At 59.3% G+C, this 23,065-nt stretch carries 26 protein-coding genes; 9 read left to right on the top strand and 17 right to left on the bottom strand.

Annotated features, from left to right (window positions below; genetic code table 11):
• Positions 1-17: 17 nt before the first annotated feature.
• From UM93_RS04095 to UM93_RS04070, 6 genes are all read right to left on the bottom strand, one after another.
• Positions 18-1,097 carry a lipoate-protein ligase LplAB gene (locus tag UM93_RS04095; RefSeq protein WP_045073840.1) on the bottom strand — a complete coding sequence of 360 codons (1,080 nt, stop codon included), beginning with the start codon at positions 1,095-1,097 and terminating at the stop codon, positions 18-20.
• 181 nt (positions 1,098-1,278) lie between these two features.
• On the bottom strand, positions 1,279-1,533 hold the full coding sequence (locus UM93_RS04090; protein ID WP_045073839.1) for a type B 50S ribosomal protein L31: 255 nt from the start codon (positions 1,531-1,533) through the stop codon (positions 1,279-1,281).
• 144 nt (positions 1,534-1,677) lie between these two features.
• Complete coding sequence (locus UM93_RS04085; RefSeq protein ID WP_045076842.1) at positions 1,678-2,139, bottom strand: peroxiredoxin; 462 nt, start codon at positions 2,137-2,139, stop codon at positions 1,678-1,680.
• Between the two features lie 249 nt (positions 2,140-2,388).
• Complete coding sequence (locus tag UM93_RS04080) at positions 2,389-3,192, bottom strand: TrmH family RNA methyltransferase (protein WP_045073838.1); 804 nt, start codon at positions 3,190-3,192, stop codon at positions 2,389-2,391.
• A gap of 1 nt (position 3,193) precedes the next feature.
• Positions 3,194-3,973, bottom strand: a complete 780-nt coding sequence (locus tag UM93_RS04075) for a sulfite exporter TauE/SafE family protein (RefSeq protein ID WP_045073837.1) — start codon at positions 3,971-3,973, stop codon at positions 3,194-3,196.
• A gap of 8 nt (positions 3,974-3,981) precedes the next feature.
• On the bottom strand, positions 3,982-4,770 hold the full coding sequence (locus UM93_RS04070) for an ABC transporter ATP-binding protein (RefSeq protein WP_045073836.1): 789 nt from the start codon (positions 4,768-4,770) through the stop codon (positions 3,982-3,984).
• A gap of 205 nt (positions 4,771-4,975) precedes the next feature.
• Here UM93_RS04070 and serB point away from each other — a divergent pair, with 205 nt between their 5' ends.
• Positions 4,976-5,773, top strand: coding sequence for a phosphoserine phosphatase SerB (gene serB / locus UM93_RS04065; RefSeq protein ID WP_045073835.1), 798 nt, complete (start codon positions 4,976-4,978; stop codon positions 5,771-5,773).
• 80 nt (positions 5,774-5,853) lie between these two features.
• Here serB and UM93_RS04060 read toward each other — a convergent pair whose 3' ends face one another.
• Entirely contained in the window at positions 5,854-6,597 is a 744-nt protein-coding gene (locus UM93_RS04060) for an SDR family oxidoreductase (RefSeq protein WP_045073834.1), read from the bottom strand.
• A 52-nt stretch (positions 6,598-6,649) separates the two neighbouring features.
• A complete protein-coding gene (gene fabG / locus UM93_RS04055) occupies positions 6,650-7,372 on the bottom strand; it encodes a 3-oxoacyl-ACP reductase FabG (protein ID WP_045076840.1) in 723 nt (240 codons plus the stop codon).
• Positions 7,373-7,550: 178 nt separating this feature from the next.
• Between fabG and UM93_RS04050 the strand changes: the two genes are divergently transcribed.
• From UM93_RS04050 to UM93_RS04035, 4 genes are read left to right on the top strand one after another with little or no spacing between them, the layout of a single operon-like run.
• Complete coding sequence (locus UM93_RS04050) at positions 7,551-7,970, top strand: DUF3099 domain-containing protein (protein ID WP_045073833.1); 420 nt, start codon at positions 7,551-7,553, stop codon at positions 7,968-7,970.
• Positions 7,967-8,209, top strand: a complete 243-nt coding sequence (locus UM93_RS04045; protein WP_045073832.1) for a hypothetical protein — start codon at positions 7,967-7,969, stop codon at positions 8,207-8,209. The genes UM93_RS04050 and UM93_RS04045 overlap by 4 nt, the downstream gene beginning before the upstream one ends.
• Positions 8,209-9,120 carry an SURF1 family cytochrome oxidase biogenesis protein gene (locus UM93_RS04040; protein ID WP_045073831.1) on the top strand — a complete coding sequence of 304 codons (912 nt, stop codon included), beginning with the start codon at positions 8,209-8,211 and terminating at the stop codon, positions 9,118-9,120. Before UM93_RS04045 ends, UM93_RS04040 begins: the two co-directional genes overlap by 1 nt.
• Positions 9,113-9,610, top strand: a complete 498-nt coding sequence (locus tag UM93_RS04035) for a YbaK/EbsC family protein (protein WP_045073829.1) — start codon at positions 9,113-9,115, stop codon at positions 9,608-9,610. Before UM93_RS04040 ends, UM93_RS04035 begins: the two co-directional genes overlap by 8 nt.
• A 33-nt stretch (positions 9,611-9,643) precedes the next feature.
• Here UM93_RS04035 and UM93_RS04030 read toward each other — a convergent pair whose 3' ends face one another.
• Entirely contained in the window at positions 9,644-11,242 is a 1,599-nt protein-coding gene (locus UM93_RS04030) for an ABC-F family ATP-binding cassette domain-containing protein (RefSeq protein WP_045073828.1), read from the bottom strand.
• Between the two features lie 273 nt (positions 11,243-11,515).
• On the opposite strand from UM93_RS04030, the gene UM93_RS04025 reads away from it, so the two are divergent.
• The 3 genes from UM93_RS04025 to UM93_RS04015 are packed head-to-tail and all read left to right on the top strand — an operon-like array spanning position 11,516 to position 13,577.
• The gene (locus UM93_RS04025) at positions 11,516-12,151 is read left to right on the top strand and encodes a biotin transporter BioY (protein ID WP_052663610.1); all 636 of its coding nucleotides are present in this window, start codon (positions 11,516-11,518) and stop codon (positions 12,149-12,151) included.
• A gap of 7 nt (positions 12,152-12,158) precedes the next feature.
• A complete protein-coding gene (locus UM93_RS04020; protein WP_045073826.1) occupies positions 12,159-12,935 on the top strand; it encodes an energy-coupling factor ABC transporter ATP-binding protein in 777 nt (258 codons plus the stop codon).
• A complete protein-coding gene (locus tag UM93_RS04015; protein ID WP_045073825.1) occupies positions 12,936-13,577 on the top strand; it encodes an energy-coupling factor transporter transmembrane component T family protein in 642 nt (213 codons plus the stop codon). It abuts the gene before it with no gap.
• 21 nt (positions 13,578-13,598) lie between these two features.
• Here the strand turns inward: UM93_RS04015 and galE are convergent, their stop codons facing one another.
• Positions 13,599-14,612 (bottom strand): UDP-glucose 4-epimerase GalE, encoded by a 1,014-nt coding sequence (gene galE, locus UM93_RS04010; protein ID WP_045073823.1) that lies wholly within the window; start codon positions 14,610-14,612, stop codon positions 13,599-13,601.
• A gap of 86 nt (positions 14,613-14,698) precedes the next feature.
• Here galE and ypfJ point away from each other — a divergent pair, with 86 nt between their 5' ends.
• On the top strand, positions 14,699-15,616 hold the full coding sequence (gene ypfJ / locus UM93_RS04005; RefSeq protein WP_045073821.1) for a KPN_02809 family neutral zinc metallopeptidase: 918 nt from the start codon (positions 14,699-14,701) through the stop codon (positions 15,614-15,616).
• Positions 15,617-15,977: 361 nt separating this feature from the next.
• On the opposite strand, the gene UM93_RS04000 is transcribed toward ypfJ, so the two are convergent.
• The 7 genes from UM93_RS04000 to UM93_RS03970 form a co-directional block, all read right to left on the bottom strand.
• Positions 15,978-16,295, bottom strand: a complete 318-nt coding sequence (locus UM93_RS04000; protein WP_045073819.1) for a metal-sulfur cluster assembly factor — start codon at positions 16,293-16,295, stop codon at positions 15,978-15,980.
• Positions 16,296-16,320: 25 nt separating this feature from the next.
• Positions 16,321-17,100 (bottom strand): Fe-S cluster assembly ATPase SufC, encoded by a 780-nt coding sequence (gene sufC, locus UM93_RS03995; RefSeq protein ID WP_045073818.1) that lies wholly within the window; start codon positions 17,098-17,100, stop codon positions 16,321-16,323.
• Between the two features lie 40 nt (positions 17,101-17,140).
• Complete coding sequence (locus tag UM93_RS03990; RefSeq protein WP_045073816.1) at positions 17,141-17,479, bottom strand: non-heme iron oxygenase ferredoxin subunit; 339 nt, start codon at positions 17,477-17,479, stop codon at positions 17,141-17,143.
• Positions 17,480-18,667: a Fe-S cluster assembly protein SufD gene (gene sufD, locus UM93_RS03985; protein ID WP_045076837.1), complete on the bottom strand. Its 1,188-nt coding sequence runs from the start codon at positions 18,665-18,667 to the stop codon at positions 17,480-17,482. It abuts the gene before it with no gap.
• Positions 18,668-18,690: 23 nt separating this feature from the next.
• Positions 18,691-20,160, bottom strand: a complete 1,470-nt coding sequence (sufB, locus tag UM93_RS03980) for a Fe-S cluster assembly protein SufB (RefSeq protein ID WP_045073814.1) — start codon at positions 20,158-20,160, stop codon at positions 18,691-18,693.
• 2 nt (positions 20,161-20,162) lie between these two features.
• Positions 20,163-20,948, bottom strand: coding sequence for a helix-turn-helix transcriptional regulator (locus UM93_RS03975; RefSeq protein ID WP_052663608.1), 786 nt, complete (start codon positions 20,946-20,948; stop codon positions 20,163-20,165).
• A gap of 99 nt (positions 20,949-21,047) precedes the next feature.
• Positions 21,048-23,048 carry a penicillin-binding transpeptidase domain-containing protein gene (locus tag UM93_RS03970; protein WP_234399379.1) on the bottom strand — a complete coding sequence of 667 codons (2,001 nt, stop codon included), beginning with the start codon at positions 23,046-23,048 and terminating at the stop codon, positions 21,048-21,050.
• Positions 23,049-23,065 lie beyond the last annotated feature (17 nt).

Genomic DNA, 23,065 nt, shown 5'->3' with positions numbered 1-23,065 from the left:
GCCGAAAGGCTGGCCTATTAGGGTACCCGATACGTCCAGGGCGTGGTGCTGAACTTTGCCCGCACTAGATCGTCTGTAGCTTCAAGGTCCTGATCCGAAAGTTCGACGAGGCGTGCTGAGTAGAGTTCCTGGAAGGTCTCCATCATCACCTTAATGATCTCCTCGCGGGCCATCCCGGTCTGTCGGCGTAGCGGATCTACTCGTTTCTTTGCCGAGGCGATGCCTTTATCAGAGAGTTTCTCCCGACCGATCCTCAGTACTTGCATCATTTTATCGGCGTCAATGTCATAAGACATCGTGACGTGGTGCAGCAGTCCGCCATTGCTGGTCCTCTTCTGCGCTGCACCGCCGATCTTGCCCTGCTCGGTGGCGATGTCATTAAGCGGCACGTACTTGGCGGAGATGCCCAGTTTTTGCAGGCTAGCCATCACCCAAGCATCGAGGAAAGGATACGAGTCCGCGAAACTCAGACCATCGACCAGGCTCTGCGGTATGTAGAGCGAATAGGTGATCGCATTGCCGGGTTCCATGAACATCGCACCACCGCCGCTGATTCGGCGTACCACGGTCACGCCAAAGCGCTCGACGCCCTCCGGGTCCACCTCATTACGCATTGACTGGAAGCTCCCGATCACCACCGATGGCGATTCCCATTCCCAGAATCGCAGCGTCGGTTTGCGCAGACCTGCACCGACCTGGCGGGTCAGCACCTCGTCCAGCGCGACATGCTGATAGGTGTCCAGCGGAGTGGGCGGGATGATATCGAAGTCATGGTCCGCCCAGGTGGTTGCCTTCTTCAGCGCCCTACGGACTGCCACGGCTATCGCCTCAGTGGAGAACCCAAAGAGCACCGCCTCGGCCGGCAGCGCCGCCTGCACCGCTGCGGAAAGGTCCTTCGCGGAAGTCTCTGCGGCCAGGCCGGTGAGCGCTGCGTTAATGTCGTCGAGAGCTTCATCGGGTTCCAGGAAGAAGTCGCCATTGATCGACACCTCACTGAGCAGACCATCACGCACAGCGAGATCTGCCACCACCAGCTTTCCGCCGACCACCTTGTATTCGCCATGAAAATGCTCGGTGTTATCCGCCTGATCAGTCACTTCTCACCCTTCGATTGAACTCATCAATACAACGTATCGCGCGATAAATTTACTCCGCCGGGCTGGCGTGCTCTGCAACACTTCCACTCGGATCTTTTCTTCTCGACAGCAGGATCGTTCCCCAGCAGGTACGAAAAAAGGCGGCGTGCCGAAGCACACCGCCCTTTCGAAAAACTGAAACTTACTTCTTGCCGAAGCCCTTGAAGCGAGCGTTGAAGCGCTCCACGCGGCCGGCGCTGTCCATGATGCGCTGCTTGCCAGTGTAGAACGGGTGCGATTCGGAGGAGATTTCAACGTCGATCACCGGGTAGGTGTTGCCGTCTTCCCACTCAATGGTCTTGTCCGAGGTCGCAGTGGACCGGGTCAGGAACTTGGTGCCGGAAGCCAGGTCGTTGAACACAATAGCTTCGTACTTCGGGTGGATATCGTTCTTCACGTTTGTGCCTTTAGATAGGTGACCTGGATTTTGCCAGATCTGATGTTTCACGGATAAGGGGCCTCGTCCAAGACGTGGAATTCAACGAATCGAACACAGACCAACACTCAATCTTAGCGGCTCCGCGGCCAAAGTGCTAAAAACTCAATCCTTCAGCTTCTCCAAGGTCAGCAGTGCGGAGTCGGCGTGCGTCAGCATGTCGGTCTCGCTCGAGATGACGTCGATGATCTTTCCCGTCCCATCAATAACGAAGGTAGAACGTTTCACCGGCAGAGTCTTAGCCAACAGGCGACGGCGCACACCATAAGCCTCAGTGACTTCACCTTCCTGATCGGACAGAAGCGGGAAGGAAACCGCTAAGTCAATCGCGAATTCTGCCTGTCGCTCGACGCTGTCCCGGCTAATCCCGACAAGCTGGGCCCCGAGGGCTGCGAATTTTGCCTGTTGAGTTTCGAAGTGAGCGACTTCCTGGCTACAACCGCCGCTCAGCGCCAGCGGGTAGAAGAACAACACCACCGGACCGTGCGAGAGCAGAGAACTGAGCCGCACTGGCCGACCTTGTTGATCGGGCAGCTCGAAATCTTCAGCAAGATCGCCTTTACGCATGGCCCCAAGCATATCGTCCACAAGCTGCGGCGTGAGCGAGAGAACCCTAGGAGCCCGCTATGCGATATCCCCCATGCCCTCCCGAGGCTCATCCCTCACCTCGGGTTCCTCGAGCTATACTGCCTGCACCACATTAGCGCTCCACAATGGAGCAGCTATAACAGCAGCACCACTTTGCCCATGAAAAATGGTGCCGCTACTAAAGTAGATCTCCCCTAGTTCGCCCGTGGTTAGCACCGCGATCGCGACTTATGCCCCCGGTACTCGCATTGCCCAGAATGCCACTGCCGAAGCTGCCGCGACATTGAGCGAGTCAACACCGCCATGCATCGGAATCATCACCTTGCGGTCGACCGAGGCCAGCGTTTCAGTGCTCAAACCATCTCCTTCGGTTCCCAGGAACAAGGCAAGACGTTTTGGCGGCGCAGCCGCTAGCTGATCAAGGCTCACTGAGTCATCGCCCAGTGCTAGCGCCGCAGTATTGAAGCCGTGTTCGGCGAAGAGTCGTGACGGCCACTCAACCAACCGGGCCCAGGGCACTTGGAAAACCGTGCCCATACTGACCCGAACGCTCCGCCGGTAGAGCGGATCGGCACAGCGCGGGCTAAGCAGCACAGCATCAATGCCCAAGCCGGCCGCGGAACGGAAGATCGCACCGAGGTTGGTGTGGTCAATGATGTCTTCCAAGACCGCCACTCGTCGGGCGTTGCGGAGCAACTCCGCGGGCTCGGCGGGGGCGGGTCGGTTCATCGCCGCAAGCGCACCTCGATGCAGATGAAAACCAGTTACCGACTCCAGGACTTGCTCGGAGCCGTAGAACACCGGCACCTCCGGGTATTGCTCAAAAACATCCGACAGCCCTTCAAGCCACTTTTCTGCCATGAAGAATGACCGCGGTTGGTGCCCGGCATCGAGTGCTCGCCGCAGTACCCGGGAACTCTCAGCGATGTAAAGCCCCTGCTCGGCTTCAATGCTGAGCCGCAACTGCACCTCGGTGAGTTTGGTGTAATCGTGCAACCGTTCGTCGTCGGCCGACTCTAACTGAATAAGCATCTTAGAACCCCAGCAATTTAGCGACCATGAAATAGAGGGCGACCAGGCCTAGCAGCACAATGACGCTCCGCAACACCACGGGCTTGAGTCGGCGGCCAATCTTGGCGCCGAGGAAACCGCCGATGGTCGAGGTCACCGCGATCACGGCAACCACGGGCCAAGCAATCCGGTCGAAAGCAAAAATTAGATAGGAAGCGGCCGCCACCAGGTTGACGCCCAGCACCAAAACGTTCTTCATCGCATTGGCAGTTTGCATGGTCCCGCTGAGCAGAATGCCCATCACCGCGACCAGCAAGATGCCTTGGGCGGCGACGAAATAACCGCCATAAATACCAATCAGGAAGACCGCCACCGTGAGCAATACCGTGTGGCCGGCCGTTGGTTCCTCGGTTTCCCGTTTGGCCGCCACCCAGCGCTGCAAGCGGGGTTGAAAGATCACCATCAGCAGCGCTAGCACGATCAGGATCGGAGCCACCACTCCGAACACGCTCTCCGGCAGGTGCAGCAGCAACCAGGCCCCGATGATTCCGCCCAGAATGGAAGCTGGCAACAGCCGAAGCACTTGGCTGCGGAGGCCGGCTAGCTCCTTGCGGTAGCCCCAGGCTCCGGCAGCATTTCCGGCAACTAGGCCGGTGGCATTGGAAATTGAGGCCACTACTGGCGCGTAACCGAGCGCGACCAAGACCGGAAAAGTTACCAGAGTTCCGGAACCCACCACCGAATTGATGGTGCCAGCCCACAACCCCGCTAGCGCGATAATCGCGCCCTGCAGAAGATCCATCACGCAGGCTAGGCCCTTCTGGCGATAGCGCTAAATCGACCATTCTGTTTGCTCAGGCTGAGTGGCAAGCCGAAGGTGGTTGATAGGTTTTCTTCGGTGAGCACTTGATCAACCGGGCCCTGGGCGACCACCCCGCCGTCGCGCATTAACAGAGCATGGGTGAAACCCGGCGGCACTTCTTCGAGGTGATGGGTGACCAACACGATCGCCGGGGCCGCATCGCTGGCTGCCAAGTCGCTCAGCCGTTGCACCAAGTCCTCACGCCCGGCCAAGTCAAGTCCCGCCGCAGGCTCATCAAGTAGTAATAGCTCCGGATCGGTCATCAGTGCCCGGGCGATCTGCACTCGCTTGCGTTCGCCCTCACTCAGCGAGGCGAACGGACGATTCAGGAAAGTTGACATCCCCCAGGCGTCAAGTAGGGCAAATGCCCGCCGCTCGTCGTCCCGCTCATACTGTTCCCGCCAACGACCGGTCACTCCGTAGGCGGCGGTGACCACCACGTTCAGCACCTTCTCGTGTTCCGGGATCTGGTTCGCTAAGGCTGCGGAGGCTAAGCCGATTCGTGGCCGTAGTTCAAAAACGTCGACGGCGCCCAGCACTTCATCGAGGATTCCGGCGACGCCGGAGGTGGGGTGCAAGCGGGCGCCGGCGATCTGCAACAGGGTGGTTTTACCGGCGCCATTAGGCCCCAGAATGACCCAACGCTCGCCCTCTTTGACCTGCCAAGAGAGGTCGTTTAGTAAAGTCTTATTGCCGCGCACCACGCGCACGGAAGCCAATTCGAGAACATCACCCATAGCACTAGACATTAGGCCAAAATTGCCGGCGAAGGCTAACCACCACGCAACGATGAGCCGCGCAGGCTTCCGCTGGCTACACTGAGATATGCCCTCTGCCGCCGCCTTCTGTTATGCCCCTACGCTGAGTTCAGCCGAGCTCGCGCTATTTCACTCGGCCCTCCGGGACTGCGGTGCGAGAAAGATCACACCGGTCGAGCTACCGATGAGTCAACCCGCCGTCGGGCGTTATGAAGTTGATTTCGACGGGACCCTCAGCGAATTCCGGCTCACCGTCCGATCCGAGTTGGGAGCCCACTTTCGCCCCGACATAGCAGTGGTATCGAGCGAACTTCTCAACGCCTCACGGAAGCTCTTCGTCCTCGATGTCGACTCCACCCTGATTGCACAAGAGGTCATCGAGTTGCTCGCCGCGCATGCGGGCCGAGAAGCTGAGGTAAGGGCGGTGACCGAAGCGGCGATGCGCGGCGAACTGGATTTTGCCGAGAGTCTGCGCGAGCGGGTTGCCGCCTTGGCCGGTCTGCCGGAGTCGGTGTTGGACTCGGTACAGGCAGCAATCACGCTCTCCCCCGGCGCCCAGCAACTCGTCGAGGAGGCCCAGCGTCACGGTCACCTCGTGGCCGCCGTTTCCGGCGGATTCTCGCAAATCCTCACCCCGCTAGCGGAACGCTTAGGACTGGATTATGCACGGGCCAATGAGCTCGAAATCGTTGAGGGCAAGCTCACCGGGAAGGTGCGCGGAACCATTATCGACAGAGCCGCCAAGGCAGCGGCACTGCGTGAATGGGCGGCTGAGGCCGGGCTGCCGGTTGCTGCAACAGTTGCCATTGGCGACGGCGCGAATGATCTGGAGATGATGTCGGTCGCTGGGCTCTCGCTCGCTTTCAGGGCTAAGCCCGCGGCGCGAGAAGCCGCCGACGCCGAGATCGACAACCTCGGCACCGCCCTCTACCTCTCCGGCGCACTACCCACCGAGCAACAGAGCCCCTCCTACCTCCGCTGAGTTCGCGGAAAACTCTCGGATTCGCTAGTAATTACTGGCGAATCCGAGAGGAAACCACGAACTCAGCGGAGTGAGTGAGATTAGTCGCGGAAGCCGACGGCGCCACCGACGTATTCGGTGTGCCCGGTCGGCACATCGGCGCTCACGGCCTTCGCTACCTCGGCAGCGAACTCGGCCACGGTGTAGAGCTTGCCAGCCTCGTTGCGCCGCGCCTCGATAGCCCCCGGTTGCGCCCGATCTAGCAGCGTGGCGGTGATAGTGCCCTCGATCATGTCTCCGGAGACCACCACAAAGCTGATGCCCTTAGCTTCCAGTTCGGGGATCAACTCGCGCAACGCGTCCTCACCGGCGCGCTTGGATCGAGCCACTGGCTCATAGGCATCCATAGTGGCCACCTGGTTAATGAAATGAGCCTGGTGACTGGTCACAAAAACCACCCGGGAGCCACTGGGCATCACCGCCGCGGCGGCCTGCAGCATCGCCACCTGAGCGTCCCGATTCAGGCGCAGCGCATAGTCTTCCCCCATCGCGGTTTCCATTCCACCGGAGGCGTTGAGCACCAAAACATCGAGCCCGCCAAAGTTCGTCACCGCAGCGTCGACCAAGCTCTGCACGCCCTCCGCAGTGGTCAAATCCGCGCCCACCGCTGTTGCTTTGCCCCCGGCCGCCTCGATCTCGGCGACCACCTTATTGGCCCGCGGCGCCTTCTGCCGGTAGTTAACCACCACGGCAGCGCCGTCGGCGGCCAGCAGCTTCGCTACGTCGGCACCAATGCCACGGGACGAGCCCGTGATAATCGCCGTCTTGCCATTCAAATTCGTCATTATGAACCTTTCCTTACCGCTAAAAACTAATCGTGGCGCAGCAAAGCTGCGCCTAATGTCCCATTCCCAGGCCACCGTCAACCGGAATGACCGCACCGGAGATATACGCTGCCTCATCGCTCGCTAACCAACGCACCACGTCAGCAACCTCTGAGGCCTCAGCGAAGCGCGCCGCCGGGATCGAGGCGAGGTACTGTTTCTGAGTTTCCTCGGGAAGCTCAGCGGTCATCTCGGTGTTAATGAAACCCGGTGCCACTACGTTGGCGGTGATGTTTCGGGAGCCGAGTTCTCGAGTCAGCGAGCGCGCAATGCCGACCATACCGGCCTTTGAAGCGGCGTAATTCAGCTGACCGGCCGAGCCATACAGTCCGACCACTGAGGAGATCAGCACCACTCGCCCCTTGCGCAACCGGATCATGCCCTTGGATGCCCGCTTAATCACCCGGAACGCGCCAGTCAGGTTGGTGTCCAAGACCGAGGAAAAATCGTCCTCGCTCATCCGCAGCAGCAGGGTGTCTTTGGTGATGCCGGCATTAGCCACCAACACCTCCACCGGGCCGTGGGCTTCCTCAACGGCGCTGAAAGCCGCATCAATGCTGGCTTCGTCGGTCACATCCGCTTGTACTCCAAGTATGCCTTCCGGCAATTCGCTCGGGCTACGGTAGGTCACCGCGACCTTATCCCCGTTAGCCAGGAACGACTTCGCAATCGCTAAGCCAATCCCTCGATTACCTCCGGTGATCAGGATGCTCCTGCCCTGCGCGCTGTCCGTCATGCTGCTGCCCACTCTCTGTTGACACGTTCTTTCGCTCGAGATGTTCTGCTCGATAGGTTGCTCGCCTTGAATCTTATCCGTTTCGACCGAATTCACTCGGACCCGGCTCTGCACTGGCAAGCCAGGTTGACGGCTTTTGCGTTTGGACGGCCGCTTTTGCGGTGGGAGAATAGTAGGAGTGAGCAAAAACCATTCTTCGACGCGGCCAGCTGATGTGCAGAACATCACCACGGCCAGGACGTCTCATAGCGATGAGATGCGCGGCAGGATGGTCAAATATGCGATTGCGATGGGCATCCGTCTGGTTTGCTTCGGCCTGCTCTTTGTGGTGGATGGTTGGTGGAAGATCGTGCCGATCGTTGGCGCGGTTTTCATTCCCTGGTTCGCGGTGATTATTGCTAATGGCGGTAGTGATACCAGCGTGCCAGAAGAGAACGCCCTGTTGGCGCACGCCCCCCAGCCAGAATTGGAGGCAGCCCCGGAATCAGTGGCAACTGAAGATCCGGTAACCCTGCAAGGTGAAGTGGTGCCTGACGAAGATTCGCCCCCGAACGGTACCGAGCCACAGGATCCCGCCATCCGGGATACCGAACGATGAGCTTCCTCGACTCGCTCTCCGGGTCCGCCGCGCCGGAGAAGCCGCAGTGTTCCCGAAAGGCTTGCCGTGCCGAGGCCCGATGGCAGCTGCAATGGAATAACCCGGCAGTGCATAGCCCGGAACGGCTGAAGGTTTGGCTGGCCTGCGATCAGCACCGAGAATGGTTAGAGGACTATCTTCGAGTGCGCGGCTTTTTCCGTCAGACCGTGCCTTTCACGCCTGGCCCTGGAGAGGTTTAGTGTACCGATTTCTATTCAGCAGCAAATGGCTGGGCTATCTTCTAGTGGCGGTGCTCTTCGCCATTGCTTGCCTAGGGCTAGGGCTGTGGCAGATGGCACGCAAGGCGGAGGTCGATGCTGCTGCGCACAAGGTGGCGAACAACTATTCTGCCGCACCACTCAACTATCAACAGGCCAAGGGCCAATTCGAGAATCTGGATCTGGCCAAGGAGTGGACCCCGGTTTCACTCACCGGCGTCTACGATCTTGACGGTCAGCGGATCGTCCGCAACCGTCCCTTGAACGGCCAACCGGGTTATGAGGTGGTGATTCCACTCAAACTGAGCAACGGCGATGCCGTGGTGATTGATCGAGGTTGGCTGCCGATCGGAGATAAAGACCCCGGCCGTCCGGATTCCATTCCGGCACCGCCTAGCGGAACAGTGACGGTGCTGGCCAGGCTCCGGCCGGGCGAAGTGAAATTGCAGCGTGGCGCCCCGGAAGGTCAACTCGCCTCGATAGAACTAAAGGACTACGCCCAGCAACTCAACTATCCTTTACTCACCGGTGCCTATGCGGCAATGTATCAGGAATCTCCGGCAGCAACGGTGACACCGGCGGCGCTCTCGGTGCCAGCTTTCGATAATGGCACCAATTTCAGCTACGCACTGCAGTGGTTTGCCTTCGGTGTGCTCTTCCTGGTCGGTTATGGCTATGTGGTGCGTCAACAAGTCAAAATGGACCGGCTAGAGATCGACGAGGAAACCTCCGCCGCCCAGCAATTAGGCCGCAGTTCCGCGTTCCAGACGGCACGGAAATCCGCGCCAAAGACTTCGCGTAAGCGCAGCGCTGAGGACGAGGAAGACGCGATATTGGATGCCCAAGGCTTTACCGGCGGGCTGCCCGCACATCAGGAGACAGCGCGTGACTAGTCCATCAGAGAAACCGTGCACCGGCCCCGCTGACCCGGTGCAAAACGTCAGAGGAGCGCTGCGTGCGCTGGGTGTAGAAGACACTGTAATCACTCTCGAACAGGAAGTGCCCACCGCTGAAGCCGCAGCACAGGCCCTGGGCTGCACCCGCGAGGCAATAGCCAATAGCTTGATCTTCGAACTCGATGACGAGCCGCTGCTGATCTTAGCCAGTGGCGCTGCCCGGGTGGACACTAAGCTGATCGCTGAGCTGCTGGGCAGCGCAAAAATTCGGCGTGCCAGCCCTGAATTCGTGCTGGAGAAGACCGGGCAGCGGGTCGGCGGGGTGGCTCCGTTAGGACACCCGCAGCCGATCCGAACCATTCTTGATAAGTCACTCGCCGCACATCCGGTACTCTGGGCCGGCGCAGGCGATCATCTCTCAATGTTCTCCACCAGCTACCAGCAACTACTTCAGATCACCGGCGCGATTGAACTCCAGGTCCGCTGAGCAAAGGCTAGGCATCAAGGCTCGACACAAAAACTAAGCGAGAGTGATGAGATCCAGGTAGTCCTCACTCCAGTGGTCCTCCACACCGTCGGGTAGCAGCACCACTCGCTCCGGGTTGAGCGCCTCGACCGCACCCTCGTCGTGGCTGACTAGAACCACTGCGCCGGTGTAATTCCGTAGCGCACTGAGGATTTCCTGACGGCTCGCTGGATCCAAGTTGTTTGTTGGCTCATCGAGCAGCAGAACATTAGCGCTGGAAGCCACGATGGTAGCAAGAGCCAACCGAGTCTTCTCACCGCCGGAGAGCACACCGGCGGGCTTATCGACATCGTCACCGGAGAACAGGAAGGAACCTAATACGCCACGCACCTCGGCGTCGCGAAGTTCCGGGGCCGCAGATCGCATGTTTTCCAGCACGCTGCGATTGGTGTCGAGAGTTTCGTGTTCCTGCGCGTAATAACCAATTTTGAGACCGTGCCCGGGCAGCACGTCACCGGTGTCCGGCTTGTCCACCCCGGCCAGCATGCGCAGCAGCGTGGTCTTACCGGCACCGTTCAAACCAAGCACGACGACCTTGGAACCACGGTCAATAGCTAGATCGACGTCGGTGAAAATCTCCAGCGAACCATAAGATTTACTCAGTCCCTCAGCGGTCAGTGGAGTTTTGCCGCAAGGTGCCGGATCGGGGAACCTTAGCGCTGCAACCTTATCGGCGGTTCGTGCTTCGGCTAGTCCTGCCAGCATCCGTTCAGCCCGGCGAGCCATGTTCTGCGCGGCCACGGCTTTAGTGGCCTTAGCCCGCATCTTATTGGCCTGGTCTAGCAGCACCCCGGCTTTTTTCTCCACGTTGATTCGTTCGCGTTTCCGGGCCCGCTCATCGGTTTCGCGCTGTTCCAGGTACTTCTTCCAGCCCAGGTTGTATTGATCGATGGTGGCCCGATTGGCATCTAAGTGGAAGACCTTATTCACGGTGGCTTCCAGAAGCTCGACGTCGTGGCTGATCACAATCAAGCCACCCTGATGGGCTTTCAGAAAGTCACGCAACCAGCTGATCGAGTCAGCGTCTAAGTGGTTGGTCGGTTCATCAAGCAGCATGGTTTCAGCGCCCGAGAAGAGAATTCTAGCCAGCTCGACGCGACGGCGCTGACCACCCGAGAGGGTGCGCAAGGGCTGATTCAGGATGCGTTCCGGCAACGCCAGGTTCGAAGAAATAGCGGCGGCTTCGGACTCTGCCGCATAGCCACCGTTATTGAGAAACTCTTGCTCCAGGCGGTCGTATCGGCTCATTGCCTTATCCCGGATCTTAGCGTCGTCGCTGGCCATCTCTGACTCGGCTTTCCGAAGTTTCGTGATCACCTTGTCCAGATCGCGGGCGGAAAGTATCCGATCCCGTGCGAGCTGCTCCATATCCGGAGTCCGCGGGTCCTGCGGCAAATAACCGATCTCACCATTTCGGGTGACCTTGCCAGCGGCGGGCAACCCCTCCCCCGCCAGGACCCGGGTCAAGGTTGTCTTACCGGCGCCGTTGCGACCGACTAAGCCGATCTTGTCACCCTTGTCGATTCGGAACGACACCTCGTCCATGAGCAATCGCGCACCGGCGCGCAGCTCGAGGTTTTGGACGATAATCACAGTGTTCTCCCGTTGTCGATGTTTCTCAGTGTGTGAGCCTTTCTGACCGCCGACGCTGGCGATAGTTCAGCCTCCCAACCGGAGGCAAAGGCCTATCCAGTCTACGCCGTCGGTGGCAGCTTTACTTTCCAGTGCTGACATAGCATTCAAAAACCAGCCAGCTTCTCCGTCTAATCTCAATATTCCGGAGCATCCCTTGTATGACGCTGACAATTCCTCGATGCCAAGAACCAGGTAAAGTCAGGGAAAATAGCTACTAATGAGGAGAACTTCATGAACCCTAGTCCGGCCGAGCTTGAGACGCCCGAGGGGTTAAACACCCCGGTGGCCTCGGTTAAGAAACGTCGGCGCTGGGGAGCCCAAGATCTTTCACTCATTGCGGTCTTCGCCGCGCTGCTCGTGGTGGTGGCGGTTGTGCCGCCGATCCAGATCGGCAATCTGTTGAGTGTGCCGCTCACCCTGCAAACCTTGGTAGTGACGTTGAGCGCGCTATTGCTCGGGGTGAGCAGGTCGTTTGCTGCAGTTGGTTTGTACGTCTTGTTGGGACTAGTTGGCTTGCCAATTTTTGCTGGCTTCCGTGGTGGCATTGGCCTGCTGGCTGGCCCCACCGCTGGCTACATTATTGCCTTCCCGCTAATGGCCTTGGCGGTTGGTGCGCTGGCCACCCTCATCGTCCGGCGCGCCTGGCGGCTAGCCCCGCTGCTTTTCGTGCTGGCCGGCATTATTGGGCTGCTGATCAGTCACCTGTTAGGGATTATCGGGATGATGATCAATGGCAAACTGCCGCTCGATAAGGCCATCGCTGCGGATGTGATTTTCGTGCCTGGCGACCTGGTCAAGATTGTGCTGGCAACTGTGCTGGCCTTGGCGTTGCACCGCGCCTTCCCGCGGTTGCTTAGAGATCGCTAAGCAACCGTTGACTATCAACCTCGATGCTGTCACCGTCCGGGTCAAAGATCTGGACGGTGACGAGCTGACCTTGCTGCAAAAGACTAGTCTGAGTCTCGGTGAACGCCGAATCGCGGTGATTGGTGCCAATGGCTCCGGCAAGTCGACACTCTTGCGACTCTTCAATGGGCTAATCTCCCCTAGCAGCGGAACGGTCAGCGTGAACGGCTTGGACAGCGTGCGGGACGGCGCAGCGGTGCGGCGGCAGCTTGGGTTTATGTTCACCGATCCGCTCTCCCAACTGGTGATGCCCACCGCCGTTGAGGATGTTGAGCTTTCGTTGCGGCGCAGCCACCGCAAGGCGAGCGAACGGCGCACCGCGGCGCTCGAGGTGCTAGATCGCTTCGGGCTAGCTTCGCTTGCGGAGCAGAGCGTCTACTCGCTTTCCGGCGGCGAACGGCAGCTGGTTGCACTGAGCAGTGTGTTGGCGGTGGAACCACAAATACTGGTCCTTGACGAACCCACCACCTTGCTTGACTTAGTGAACACCCATCGGCTGATTGAACGGCTCAAGACGCTGCCGCAACAAATCATTATCGCCACCCACGATTTAGAACTGGCCGCTCAAGCTGAGCGACTTCTGGTCGTGGATCAAGCCAGTGTGGTGTACGACGGCGAACCAGCAGCCGGGATTCGCTACTACCGCGAGCTGGCGCTACAACGCGCCAAAGTCGAACACTCGCCAGCAGCTCCGGCCGAAGAAGCTGACTCGTTCTCCTCCGCTAAGCGCCCGGAGCAAGGCTAGATGCGCGGACACAACTTCCTGATCGGACAGTACGTCCCGGGCGACAGCTTCCTGCACCGGATGCGTTACCTCTACAAGCTGCTCGGCATGGCTGTGGTCGGAGTGTTGTGTTACCTCTTGCCGTTGCTTTTCCCACCGAGCTGGCTGGTGCTTGGCCTGCTGTTACTCGCGGTGCTGCTGCTTTTTATGGCGGCCCGGCTGCCGTGGCGGGCGCTGCTCGGACCGATCAAGCTGCTGTGGCCGGTGCTGCTCATTCTGGGTGCTTACCAGTGCCTCATCCAAGGGTTCATTGCCGGGGTGCTGATCGCAGCAAATATCCTGCTGGTGATGCTGAGCTGTGTATACGCGGCCAGCCTGCTGAGCCTGACCAGCAAGAGTCAGGAAATCCTCGACGGTCTGACCTCACTGGTGCGTCCGCTGCGCTGGCTCGGCGCCGATCCGGAGCGCTTTGCGCTCACGGTAAGCATGATGTTCCGCAGCATTCCCTATTTGCTCGGCGCTTACGCGGATGTGCATGACGCCGCCAAGGCAAGGGGGTTGGAACGCAGTGTGAAGGCCCACCTCATGCCCACCGTGATCAGCACCGTGGCCCTAGCCCAATCCACCGGAGAGGCCTTAGCTGCTCGAGGCATCGGCGACTAGCTAGTGGCTTACCAGCCAGGGCTACCTTGCGTAGCCCTGTGGATTGCTTTCTTGCCAACGCCAGTGGTCGGCACACATTTCTTCGAGGTCTCTGCTCGCTGACCAGCTCAAATCGGCCAACGCAGCGGAGGCATCGGCAAAGCTGGTCGCCATGTCACCGGGGCGCCGGTCTCCCAGCACATAGTTGATCTTGCGACCGGAAACCTTTTGGAAGGTGGCGATCACTTCGAGCACCGAATAACCACGACCGGTACCCAGGTTCCAACGGTAGACACCGGTATTGTGGTTGAGATATTCCAGCGCAGCCAGATGCCCTTCGGCCAGGTCGACGACGTGAATGTAGTCGCGCACGCCGGTACCGTCTGTGGTCGGATAATCACTCCCGAAAACCGTGACCTTTTCGCGGCGCCCAACCGCGACCTGGGCAACGAAGGGCAACAAGTTATTCGGAACTCCGCTGGGATCTTCACCAATCCGACCCGAGGAATGTGCACCAACCGGATTGAAGTAACGCAGCAACGCAATGCTCCACTCCGGATCCGAGTTACCTAGATCGCTGAGGATCTCTTCGATTTGCTGCTTAGTACGGCCGTAGGGATTGGTGGCACCCAGCTCCGCCTTTTCGATCAGCGGGCTGCTTGCCGTAGCACTGTAAACAGTGGCCGAGGAGCTAAAGACAAGTTTCTTCACCCCATGATTTTTCATGCTTTGCAAGAGGTGCAGTGTGCCGATCAGGTTATTGCGGTAGTAAAGCAGCGGCTCAGCTACCGACTCCCCGACCGCTTTAAGACCTGCGAAGTGAACCACCGCCTCGGGCGACTCCTGAACAAAGACTTGCTCCAAGGCGGCTTCATCCAACAGATCTACCTGATGAAAGCTCACCGGCTGCCCGGAGAGCTCTTGCACCCGGCGCAAGGACTCCTCGGAAGAGTTATCCAGATTGTCCACCACAACGAGTTGATGGCCTTTCTCCAAGAGACCTAAGACGGTATGGGAGCCAATGTAGCCGGCGCCGCCGGTGACCAGAATTTTCACTTCTTTGCACTGCCTTCTTTGAATTTCTTGGAGCTTTCTACCGTGCTGAATATTACCGCACCCGATAGCTGTGGCATTCTTGGTGCATGAGTTTCAATGAAGGCGCACAGCTTGACCCCTCGCAGGTAGAAGATCGCCGTGGATCTGGCATGAGTCGTGGCGGAAAAGCCGGAATCGGCATTGTCGGCACCCTGATCGTCCTGGTGGGTGGTTACTTCGGGATTAATTCTGGGCTGCTCAACGGCCTAGCCGACGCCGTGGACGGTGGCGGACAATCGCAGCAGCAACCCGCTGGCACAGCAGCCACCAGTGGGGCTAATACCTGCAAGACCGGCGCCGATGCGAATAATCGCTTGGATTGCCGAATCACCGCAACCGCCAATAGTCTCAACGCCTTCTGGCCTGGCTATCTCAAACAGCGGGGTGCTAGCTACACCAAAATCAAGACGGTGCTCTTCGACGGTCAGGTCAACACGGCTTGTGGACCAGCGACCACCGAAGTCGGCCCGTTCTACTGCCCCGGCGATAAGGTGGCTTATTTCGATCCCGGTTTCTTCCAGGAACTCGTTGATCGCTTCGGTTCCTCCGGCGGTCCGCTGGCCCAGGAGTATGTGGTGGCGCACGAGTTTGGTCACCACATTCAGGACATCCTCGGCACCATTTCCAATGCTCAGGGTGACCCGCAAGGCGCTAGCTCCGGCTCGGTCCGGGTCGAGCTACAGGCCGACTGCTATGCGGGTATATGGATGAAAAACGCCTCCACCACCAAGGATCCCGCCACCGGCCAGCCCTTCCTCAAGCAGCTCAGTCAGCAGGACCTGAATGATGCGCTCTCAGCGGCTTCTTCGGTCGGCGATGATCGAATTCAAAAGGCAGCCACTGGCCGCACTAATCCGGAGTCCTGGACGCACGGCTCCAGCGAGCAACGTCAAAAGTGGCTCAGCATTGGTTACCAGAGCGGTGATATCGCCAAGTGCGATACCTTCGCGGTGAGCACCCCGTAGCTACGGACTTATCCATCCCCACTGAATAATGAGCTTCACTGGGGATGGACGGCTCACACACACACCGGACGCCTGATTCGCTGGGGCCAAACATGTAATGGTGGCAGTTCGGTGGAGCAAACTTTCCGCCCCTTAGACACGGGACTTCGCGTGTCGCTGACGCGCCACGCGGGAGCCCTCGATGCGGGGCTACAAAAGTTTGCTCCACCGAACTAGCAGTAGGCCTGGAAAACCGTACCTTTCAAATTCATTCGTTTCTCAGGGGCGGAAAAGTCGTCCGGAGGGCTGAACCACCTGAAACCTGAAAACGGCAAACGGCGGCGGTACCAGAAGTGGTACCGCCGCCGTCGTCAATGAAGAATTAGATATTGAAGCCGAGGGCTCGCATCTGGTCCTTGCCGTCTTCGGTGATCTTCTCCGGGCCCCACGGCGGCATCCAGACCCAGTTAATCCGCCAGTCATCGACCAGACTGCCAATCGCGTTCTCGACCTGCTCCTCGATCACGTCCTGCAGCGGGCAAGCGGCCGTGGTGAGCGTCATGTCCAACAGCAGAGCGCCGTCTTCGGCGTACTTGAGGCCGTAAAGCAGCCCCAAGTCAACCACGTTAACGCCCAGCTCGGGGTCAATAACATCCTTCAGAGCTTCTTCAAGCTCCGGCATTTCTACTGTTGCACTCATCGTGTTCCTTAGGGTGAACTAGGGTCTAGACCTCGGTGGCAGCAGCGGAAGCGCCGGCTGCCAGGAAGCGATCGTAGCCTTCTTCTTCGAGCCGGTCAGCCAGCTCAGGTCCGCCTTCTTCGGCGACCTTGCCGTCAACGAAAACATGCACGAATTCCGGCTTGATGTAACGCAGAATCCGGGTGTAGTGGGTGATCAGCAGGGTGCCCATCTTGCCGCCTTCCTGGGCGCGGTTAACACCCTCGGAGACAATCTTCAGGGCATCGACGTCAAGGCCGGAATCGGTCTCGTCGAGCACCGCGAACTTCGGTGCGAATAGCTCCAACTGCAGGATCTCGTGGCGCTTCTTCTCACCGCCGGAGAAGCCCTCGTTGACGTTACGCTGAGCGAAGTCGGGGTCGATCCGCAGCTGAGTCATCGCCGCTTTGACGTCCTTGGTCCAGGTGCGCAGCGCCGGAGCTTCGCCATCAATGGCCGTCTTCGCGGTGCGCAGGAAGTTGCTCATCGTGACACCCGGGATTTCCACCGGGTACTGCATGGCGAGGAAGAGCCCAGCCCGAGCACGCTCGTCAACGCTCATCTCCAGCACATCTTCACCGTCCAGAGTGATTGAGCCTGAGTCGACGATATAACGCGGGTGACCAGCGATGGTCGAGGCCAAGGTCGACTTACCGGAACCGTTCGGGCCCATGATGGCGTGGGTCTCGCCGGTGTTAATGGTCAGGCTAACGCCCTTGAGGATTTCTTTCTTACCCTGCTCCGTCTCAATGCTGACGTGCAGGTCCTTGATTTCCAGGGTAGACATATCTTCTTCTTTCACTAAAAGTCAGTACTAAAATCTGTGGTTACTCGGCGTTGACGCCGTTGAGCACTTTGGAGATATCAACGTAAACATCGTCTCCGACGGTGGTCAGCTCAAAGACCGGAACCGGTTCGTAAGCTGGCAGGGTCAACGGCTCGCCAGTGTTCAGATCGAAACTCGAGCCATGCGCCCAGCATTCGATCGTGCACCCTTCGACGTCGCCCTCGCTCAAGGAGATCTCGGCGTGCGAACAGGTGTCTCCGATCGCGTGCAAGACGCCCTCGGAGTCCTTGACGATGGCAACCGGCACATCATTGATCTCGACGCGGAGCGCGCTTTTCACCGCAACCTCGTCGACCCGACACACCAATTCAGCCGCCATTTAGAGCGCTCCCGACGCCTCAAGCTCACGTTCCAGCGCCGCCGCGAGTTCTTCCTCGAGGGCCGGTACCTTGATCTTCTGAATGATCTCGTTGAGGTAGCCGCGAACCACCAGACGGCGAGCATCCCGTTCGGAAATGCCGCGAGCCATCAGGTAGAACAGATGCTCGTCATCAAAACGACCGGTCGAGCTAGCGTGCCCAGCACCCTCGATCAACCCGGTCTCAATCTCCAGATTCGGCACCGAATCCGCCCGGGCGCCATCGGTCAGAATCAGGTTCTGATTCTTCTCGTAGCTATCGGTGCCAATCGCCTGCTTCTGGATCAGCACATCGCCCACCCACACGGTGTGCGCATCAGCGCCTTGCAAGGCACCCTTGTAGAGCACATTCGACTTGGAGTTCGGCAGGTTGTGGTCAATAAAAGTGCGGTGTTCCAGGTGCTGACCGGCATCGGCGAAGTACAGCCCGAACAACTCGGCTTCAGCACCCTCACCGGCATAACGCGCATTCACATTGAGCCGCACAATAGCGCCGCCCAAGCTGACCGCGACGTGCTTGAACTTCGCGTCCTTGCCCACCGCGGCGTCGTGCTGACCAAGGTGTTTGGCGGTGTCTTCCCAGCGCTGCACGCTGACTACGGTCAGTTCGGCTCCCTCTCCGACAATGATCTCGAGGTTGCCATTGAAATCCGCGCTGCCATGGTGATCGAGGATCACCACTGCCCGCGAGTTCGCACCGGCTTCCAGCACGCAGTGTGAATTGGCTCGGCGTCCCTCGCCCTGACCGGTAATAGTCAGTTTGAGCGGTTCGGTGAGTTCAGCATCGGCCGGAATCCCGAAGTAGTGCGCCTCGGCCACATCGGCGGAAGCCACTGCTGCGGCCCGGTCCGCGGGAACCAGCACGGTACCGCGCGGGGCCTGGTTGACAGCCAGCGCGCGCTCCACAATGTTCGAGGGAATCTCGACCTGGTAGCTGGCAGCGCCCTGCTCACTCGGTGTCTCGCTGAACAGGTTGGCAAGTTTCTTCACCGGGGTGAAGCGCCACTCTTCCTCAAAGCCGCTGGGGACTTTGAAATCGGCCACCGTGAAACTGGTCAGCCGCTCGGCCCGCGAGGCCATCACTTCGGTGCCGTGGCTATGGTGTTTGTCCACCTTGGAATCGAGCAGGGTCTCGCCCTCTTCGCTCATTCCGGCAATAACGGGGGTGCTCACTAGCCCACCGCTCCTTCCATTTGCAGTTCGATCAGCCGGTTCAGTTCCAGCGCGTATTCCATCGGCAATTCACGGGCGATCGGCTCAATAAAGCCGCGCACGATCATCGCCATCGCTTCGTCTTCCGGCATACCGCGGGACATCAGGTAGAACAGCTGCTCTTCGCTGACCCGGGAAACCGTGGCCTCGTGCCCCATCGAGACATCATCTTCGCGAATATCGACGTAGGGGTAGGTATCCGAACGGGAGATGGTATCCACCAACAGTGCATCGCAACGCACCGTGTTGGCCGAGTGCTCAGCACCCTCACGGATCTGCACCAGACCGCGGTAGGCCGCGCGGCCACCGCCGCGAGCCACCGACTTGGAAATGATCGAGGACTTGGTGTTCGGCGCGATGTGCACCATCTTGGAACCGGTGTCCTGGTGCTGGCCCTCGCCCGCGAAGGCGATTGACAGCGTCTCGCCCTTGGCGTGCTCACCGACCAAGTACACAGCCGGGTACTTCATCGTCACCTTGGAACCGATATTGCCATCGATCCACTCCATGGTGGCACCCTCATGGGCGATGGCGCGTTTGGTGACCAGGTTATAGACGTTATTCGACCAGTTCTGAATCGTGGTGTAACGCACTCGGGCGTTCTTCTTCACCACGATTTCGACGACGGCGGAGTGCAGCGAATCCGAAGTGTAGATCGGCGCGGTGCAACCTTCGATGTAGTGCACATACGAGCCCTCATCGGCAATGATCAGGGTGCGCTCGAACTGACCCATGTTCTCGGTATTGATCCGGAAGTAAGCCTGTAGCGGGATCTCCACGTGCACGCCCGGCGGCACGTAGACAAAAGAACCACCCGACCAAACGGCGGTGTTCAAGGAGGCGAACTTATTGTCACCCACCGGAATGATGGTGCCGAAGTACTCCTGGAAGATCTCCGGGTGCTCCTTGAGCGCGGTATCGGTGTCGAGGAAGATCACCCCCTGCTTTTCCAGATCCTCGCGGATCTGGTGGTAAACCACCTCAGACTCGTACTGTGCGGCCACACCGGCCACCAGGCGGTTACGTTCGGCCTCCGGGATGCCCAGCTTCTCGTAAGTGGTGCGAATATCTTCGGGCAGCTCTTCCCAGCTCTCGGCCTGCTTCTCGGTAGACCGCACGAAGTACTTAATGTTGTCGAAGTCGATGCCAGAGAGATCGGCGCCCCAGTTGGGCATCGGTTTACGGTCGAAGTACTTCAAACCTTTGAGCCGGAGGTCGAGCATCCACTGCGGTTCGTTCTTCTTGGCTGAGATATCCCGGACGACCTCTTCGCTCAGACCGCGACGCGCGTTCTCGCTCGCTTCGTTCTTATCCGACCAGCCAAAGGCATAATTACCGATGCCCTCGAGCTCGGGGTTACGCTCCAGAATGTCGGTGATTACCCCATCGCTGGCTGTATCCGTCTGGCCGATGGCTATTTGATCTGTCATCACTACTGCCTTTCTAGCAGGTCGAGCTTTGCCTTTTCCCGGGGTTCTTCTGCCGAAGAACGACCGGTAGGAATATGGGTGGTGCAGACATGTCCACCGCTCGCCAGGGTGGAGAGCCTGCGGACATCGAGGCCGAGCAACTGGGAGAATGCCTCAGTCTCAGCCTCACAAAACTCTGGATATTCGGCGGCAAGCTCCAGCACCGGGCAATGCCCTTGGCAAAGTTGCACAGCTTGCAGCGGTCCCGCCGCGTGCAGGGTGGTTGCCGAAGCGACGTAACCGTCGGCACTCAAAGCTTGAGAAAGAATCTCCGCCCGGCGGCCCACATCGTCTCCGGCCTCCGCCAATAATGGCGCGTAGCGCGCCTTCATTGCGGCAAAGCGTTGCTCGGCAAAGACTTTCACCGCGCCGTCGCCGGTGGCCGCCACTAATTGTTTGAGCGCGGTGCGGGCGATCTGCAAATAATCGTTTCCCAGCCCTGATTGTCCTTGACTGGAAAGTACATAGCGGCGAGCTGGTCGGCCCGCTCCGGTCCCCGAGCCACGCACTAGTTTCACTTCGATCACACCGGATTTTTCCAGTTGGTCGAGATGCCGCCGAACCGCAGCCGGAGTCAGCCCGAGCATACTTCCCAATTGGGCCGCGCTGGCCGGACCGTGCTCCAGCACGGCATCGCGGACCCGGTCCCGGGTTCGCTCGTCGCTGTCTGGGCTACCTTGAGGAATGCTAGTTCCCGTCGGCGCCTCAGCGGCCACTGCCGCTTGAGAATTAACCGTCACGGAATACACAACACAATTATGTCCTAATAGCTTCCCGCCAGCTACTTAGGCAAGCCTTTCAGTGCCGTGATCCCCCGCACATGAGTGGCTAGTCACACATCGTCACAGCTATTTTGCCGCCAGCTTGGTCAGCAGATCGGCAGCAATTGGCCCGGCCGTGCCAGCGCCTAAACCACCGTCTTCAACAAAAACCGCAACCGCAAGATCGCCCTGAGCGGCAATCATCCAGGCGTGGGTTTTCGGCGGCTTGGCGTTGCCGTATTCAGCGGTACCGGTCTTAGCAATTACCGCACCTCCCGGCAGATTCTGCAGCACCGCAGCGTGACCGCTAGTCACCACCGCCGCCATCATGTCCTTAAGCGCGACGGCCTCGGCAGCGGTGAGCGGCTTGACCGGTGGCGCGCTGCTGGCCGAGGAGGTCGCAGACGCGCTGGGCTGAGCACTACCGCTGGGCTGGGCGCTGCCATTGGTCTGGGCGGAGCTATCTGCGGGATCCTGCACGAGCTTGGCCTTGACCAGCGAGCCATGACTGACACTGGCGGCCACCACCGCGAGCGTCCAAGGCGAAGCAAGCACGGTGCCCTGACCGATCATGGAGGCAGCGTGCTCAGCATCGGTGCCGGTCAGTTTGACATTGCCGGCGAACGCCTCGGTACCCAGATTCTCGCCAGCCTGCGCCCCGATGCCAAGACTCGCCGCAGCGTCGGCGAGATCTTGTTGACTCAGTTTCTGTGCGTTTGAGACAAAAGCGGTATTACAAGAGTGTGCAAAAGCATCGCGCAAGGTGATCTGGCCGATGCTCGACTCCGGGTATCCGGGAGCATTTTTAAAGCTGGTACCGCCAGCCGCTACCGATGGAGTGCACGAAACGATGCTCTCGGGGGTCAGGCCCTTACGCAGCAGTGCCAGTGAAGTCACTGTCTTGAAGGTGGACCCGGGTGCATACTGCCCCAGGAGGGCGGTGTTGTATCCATTGCTGCCCGGCCCATTGGCTGCCGCCAATACCGCTCCTGTTGACGGTTTGATCACCACCACCGAGGAAGCGGAACTTGTCTTTGCCAACACAGTTTCCGCAATCGTCTGAGTGTTCGCGTTCAATGTGGTCTTGAGGTTACTGCCCGCCTTCGCCTCAGTGCTGAACAGTACTCGCGGCTCGCTAGCGCTGTTGTCGGGCTTTTTCTCGACGACCTGAATTCCGGGGCTACCCGCCAGTTCTTGATCGAACTGAGCTTGCATGCCGCTCAGCCCGGTGAGATCGCCAACCTTTAGTCGGCCCTTCGACTTTTCGATCAATTCGGCGGTGGCTTCGCCGACCGTGCCCAGGATGGCACGGGCAAAATTTCGGGTCGGGGCCAGGGGCAGCGTGGCCTTGATCGCTACGGCGCCGGTAATCGCGGCAATTTGCTGGTCAGTGACGGTCCGGTTGGCGTCATCGCGCAAGGAAATAGCCTGTACGAAGGCCTGCGGTCCGGCGGCTTGCACTTGTTTGAGGTAACTTGCTGCATCAATATCCAGCAGTGTGGCCAGGGCTTGCGCGGAGGCCGCCTGCGCTGCGGCAGGAACCTTGGTTTTATCAATACCAATATTCAGCACCGGCCGATCTTCCACCAACACCTGACCGGCATCACCGAGAATCTTGCCGCGCGGGGCGGACGTGCTCTTGAGCTGCAGCACATCCCCGGCGGTGAAATTGGGAATCACCAGCTCCGGCGTCCAGCCGGTGGTCCAGGTCTTATCGTTGCGGCTCAACGTGGCTGTGGTGTTGTATTTCCAGCTCTCGCTGCCGAATTTCCACTCGTAGGCAAAAGTTGCGGTGACCTTGTCTTTGCTGTCTTTCTCCGGCTCCACGGAGGCCAGGCTGACCTGCGGTTTGACCTCACCAAGTGGCTTGATCAGTTCGCTGAAAGACTTAGTAGCGTTTTCTCCGCTGACCGAATCGGCGAAGCTCAGGGATTTCAGATCACCCGCGTTCAAGGCGTTCGCTAGTTGTTGCGCGGCATCCTTTGCGCCATTGTCCCCGTTATCGCAGGAACTCAGAGCGAGCGCCAACAGCAAAGCTGGAACGGTCAGGGCGAGGGTTTTCAGGGTCCGGATTCTTCTGCTCTGCACGCGACCCAGTATGCCAA

The organism is Psychromicrobium lacuslunae, from assembly GCF_000950575.1.
GTDB classification, from domain to species: Bacteria; Actinomycetota; Actinomycetes; order Actinomycetales; family Micrococcaceae; genus Renibacterium; species Renibacterium lacuslunae.
Note: the sequence above shows the minus strand (reverse complement) of the source record. Positions and strands in the feature narration are given on the sequence as shown.